Consider the following 3423-nt stretch of genomic DNA (forward strand, 5'->3'; position numbering starts at 1 on the left):
TTGATGAAGCCGCGGTGACGGAAAAACTCGGCGGCAAAACCGCCACCGCCCATCCCCCGGCACACGGGCATGGCGGATGTCCTTCAGCGCGCACCATGTCGTTGAGCCGGCCGACTCCCGTCGTGGCGGACGCGCAGGCGCCGCAGGCGTCGGCGCTGGGCAACTGGCCGGTACAGCTCAAACTGATTCCGGTGACGGCGCCGTTCCTCAAGGAGGCCGATCTGCTGCTGGCCGCTGACTGCGCCCCCTTTGCTTACGCCGATTTTCATCGCGAGCTGCTGGCCGGCAAGGTGCTGCTTATCGGCTGCCCCAAACTGGACGATGCCGCGGAGTACAAGGAAAAACTCGCGGCCATCCTGTCGCAGAACCAGATACGGTCACTGACCGTAGCCTATATGGAAGTACCCTGCTGCTCGGGGCTGGTACAGCTGGCGCAGCAGGCTCTGGCAACAAGTGGCAGCCCGCTTGAGCTGCAAAAAGTATGTATCGGCATTCGCGGAGAGCGGCGCTGACGAGACAATAAAAGCCCTGGCCGATTCGACTGCCGGCCAGGGCTTTTAAATTCAGGGGCGGGGCGGATCAATCTTCCGCGGTGGTCGGTCCGATAACCGTCGTTACTCTGGCGATGCTGTTGGCGGGAAAACCGCCTTTTTGGGCATGTTCCCGTATGGCATTTTCATCGGGAGCGATATACACGCAATAAATCTTGTCGGCCGTAACAAAACTCTCCAGCCATTGAATCCGGGGACCCATGTCGTTCAGGATCGCACAGGAAGACTGGGAAATGTTCTGCAGGTCCTGGGCAGAAAGGCTGCCTGCACCCGGAAGCTCCCGTTCGATGATGAATTTGGGCATGTTTTTTTCCTTTCCTTGGCGGCAAGAGGCACATGACGACCGGATCGATGGCAATCCATCAAACACTGTTTCAAAATGCCTCATTTCCGGCCTGGAAGCAATCAAAAAAAACGGCATGCCGCATGGCTGCGACACGGCCGGAATCCGCTATTCCCGGATGCGGGAAATCTGGATGTCGGTGCCGCCCTGTTTCCCGTTTTCCGACAGCACGATGGTTTTGACCGTGGCATCTTTTTCGATGGTCAGGGTCACCATCCTGCCGGTCGGCATGGCCATTTCGAACACCCGGGGCTGCTGGTTTTTCAGCTCTTCCTTGTAGTATTGGGCCACCTTGTCGATCGCGTCGTTACTATGCACGGAAACCGAAAAAACCGAGCCGGCCCCCTGCTCGGCCTGGTTTTCAAACTGCATCGTGCCGCCCTGCCCCGCTGTGGCGCCGGGATACAGAGAGATGCCAAGATCCTCCGGCAGAACGGTTTTGCCATATTCCATAGTGGCGGTGCCTTCCTTTCCGGTTACCGTTACTTTGTCGGGTTCTCCAGCGGCATCCCGCGTTACGGTAACATCGCCCTCCTCGCCGGAGTAAACTGTTTCTTCCTTCTTACCGCACCCGCTCAGCATGACCAGCACACCGAACACGACCATCACCGTTTCGAGTCTCATGGAAACATCTCCTTTTCGAAAACAAGAAAAAGAACAAGCGCAGCCGGCAAATCCGGCTTTTCAGGTTCCGGCAGGCCCGTATAGCATACCGGGGTTACAACGTAATCCAACCATCAAACAGGGGAAAATACAATGCCGTCCGTACTTCGCGCCCCGGATCCATCGCCCGGTACAGACGCTCATAGATGTCGAGCTGCGTCCGGTAGATTTGCGCCTGCTGTTGCAGAAAGATCTCCCTGTCGCCATCCCTGCTGTCCACGGTTTTATAATCGATGATCCACCGGACTCCAGCGCCATCCACAAAAGTACGATCGATTTCGGCATGTACCAGGCGGCCATCCAGCACACCGGACAGGGCTATCTCGCAGCCCGCCTGCGCATGCTCGCCGAGAATCCAGCGTCCACGGTCGCTGCCGAGGGTCAGAACCAGGGCCGTCACGACGGATTCCACAGCCCCGGCCAGTCGATCCCGGGCCACGCCGAAGCGGGCCAGACGATGAATGAAGTTCGGCCGCTGCCTTTCCACCCGCGCGAGGTCCCACCCATCGAGCCCATCCGTTGCGATACGCTCCAGGCAGGCATGCACAAGCGTTCCGATGTGGCGGCCATCCTCGGTCTCCGGCAGCAGGGTTTCCGGTCCGGAATGCGTCGCGGTCGCGGAGGGCCGCAGAATGTCCACCGCTGCATCGTCGCAGCCGGAAGGCAGCTCCGGCAAGGTCCATCCGCAAGCCAACCGCCGCACCGTAATGACTGATGCCGGCGAGACCGGGGCAAGCGGCGTTTCCGCAGGCAGGCCCTGGAAACAGGCCTCGACGGCCGGCCAGAGCTTTTCCAGAAAAGATCCGGAGGCCGGGCGGTAATCTCCGGCGGCCGAAACCGATGCGTACCCGAGCAAATGAAGATACTTTTTGGCCCGGGTGGCCGCCACATAAAGAACCCGTGAAACTTCAAGATCGCTCTTCTGCTTTTCAATCCGACCGATGGCATCGTAGATGGGATCGCGACTCTGTCCGTCCAGAGGAGCCAGGGGCGCAAGCAGCAACCCGGCTTCGGGAAGATCGAGCCAGCGCATCAGGGGCGGATCCTCGACCCGCGGGCTGCGGCCCAATCCGGGCAGAATGACGGTATCGAATTCCAGTCCCTTGGCCTTGTGGATGGTCATGACCTGCAGCGTGTCGTCGGCTGCGGGATCGGCAGCGGCGAACAGCTTGTCCAGCTTTGCCGCCAGATCTTCCAACGGCAGCAAGTCACCGCCATGATCGAGCCTTTCCAGTACCCCGAACAGCGTGGCGGCATCGGCCATGCCTGCCTCATCCAGACAGGCCGGACCGCCGAGAGCCAGCCAGGCCCCTTCCACCAGCATGCGCAGCGGCACCCGCCCGCGCTGGCCGCGAGCCTGGTTTAAAACCGACAGGCAGCGTTCCAGGCGCCTGCGGCCATCGCCGGAAAGCAGCGCCAGCCGCTTCGGTTGCCGCAGCAGCTCGGGGAGCGTGGCGTCCGGCATGTCGCCACAAAGCGCGTGAAGATCGGCCAGGCTCAAACCACACCATGGCGCCCGCAACACCGCCAGCCAGGCAACGCGGTCGGCGGGATGCAGCAGGGCGCGGGTCAGCGCGCAGATATCGCCGGCGATGGGCCTGTCTTTCAAAGAATCGATTTCCTGGGCGCGAAACCGCAGCCCCTCCTGCTGAAAAACGCGCAGGATTTCCCTGAGGTGACTGCGCGCCCGCACCAGAACGGCGACGGTGCCCTGCGGATCATCGCGGCGCGCCTGGCGAACCAGTTCCACCACCCGCAAAGCTTCGACGCGGTCGTCGCGCTCCGGCTGGGGGTGAAACATCACCGCCGTGCCTGACAGGCTTTCGCGCGCCGCGACCGAGGGAGCATAGGTCACGCTGCCCAGGG

4 protein-coding genes are annotated in these 3423 nt (G+C 61.4%); 1 reads left to right on the plus strand and 3 read right to left on the minus strand.

Annotated elements, in window-relative coordinates; genetic code table 11:
- Window positions 1–512, plus strand: a 512-nt coding sequence (locus tag AB7E65_RS12260) for a 4Fe-4S ferredoxin (RefSeq protein ID WP_428746057.1), incomplete at its 5' end; no start/stop codon positions are given.
- 67 nt (window positions 513–579) lie between these two features.
- On the opposite strand, the gene AB7E65_RS12265 is transcribed toward AB7E65_RS12260, so the two are convergent.
- The 3 genes from AB7E65_RS12265 to AB7E65_RS12275 form a co-directional block, all read right to left on the minus strand.
- Window positions 580–855: a DUF4242 domain-containing protein gene (locus AB7E65_RS12265; RefSeq protein WP_072287601.1), complete on the minus strand. Its 276-nt coding sequence runs from the start codon at window positions 853–855 to the stop codon at window positions 580–582.
- A 147-nt stretch (window positions 856–1002) separates the two neighbouring features.
- Window positions 1003–1518: a hypothetical protein gene (locus AB7E65_RS12270; RefSeq protein WP_072287600.1), complete on the minus strand. Its 516-nt coding sequence runs from the start codon at window positions 1516–1518 to the stop codon at window positions 1003–1005.
- Window positions 1519–1612: 94 nt separating this feature from the next.
- Window positions 1613–3423 (minus strand): 3'-5' exonuclease (locus AB7E65_RS12275; protein ID WP_428746058.1); only part of this gene is annotated, 1811 nt, incomplete at its 5' end.

Origin of the sequence: Syntrophotalea sp., from assembly GCF_050253115.1 — a bacterium.
GTDB classification, from domain to species: domain Bacteria; phylum Desulfobacterota; class Desulfuromonadia; order Desulfuromonadales; family Syntrophotaleaceae; genus Syntrophotalea; species Syntrophotalea acetylenica.

Excerpts from the sequence above, each read along its gene's own strand:
- AB7E65_RS12265 (WP_072287601.1), bottom strand. The coding sequence starts at position 855 with ATGCCCAAATTCATCATCGAACGGGAGCTTCCGGGTGCAGGCAGCCTT.
- AB7E65_RS12270 (WP_072287600.1), bottom strand. The coding sequence starts at position 1,518 with ATGAGACTCGAAACGGTGATGGTCGTGTTCGGTGTGCTGGTCATGCTG.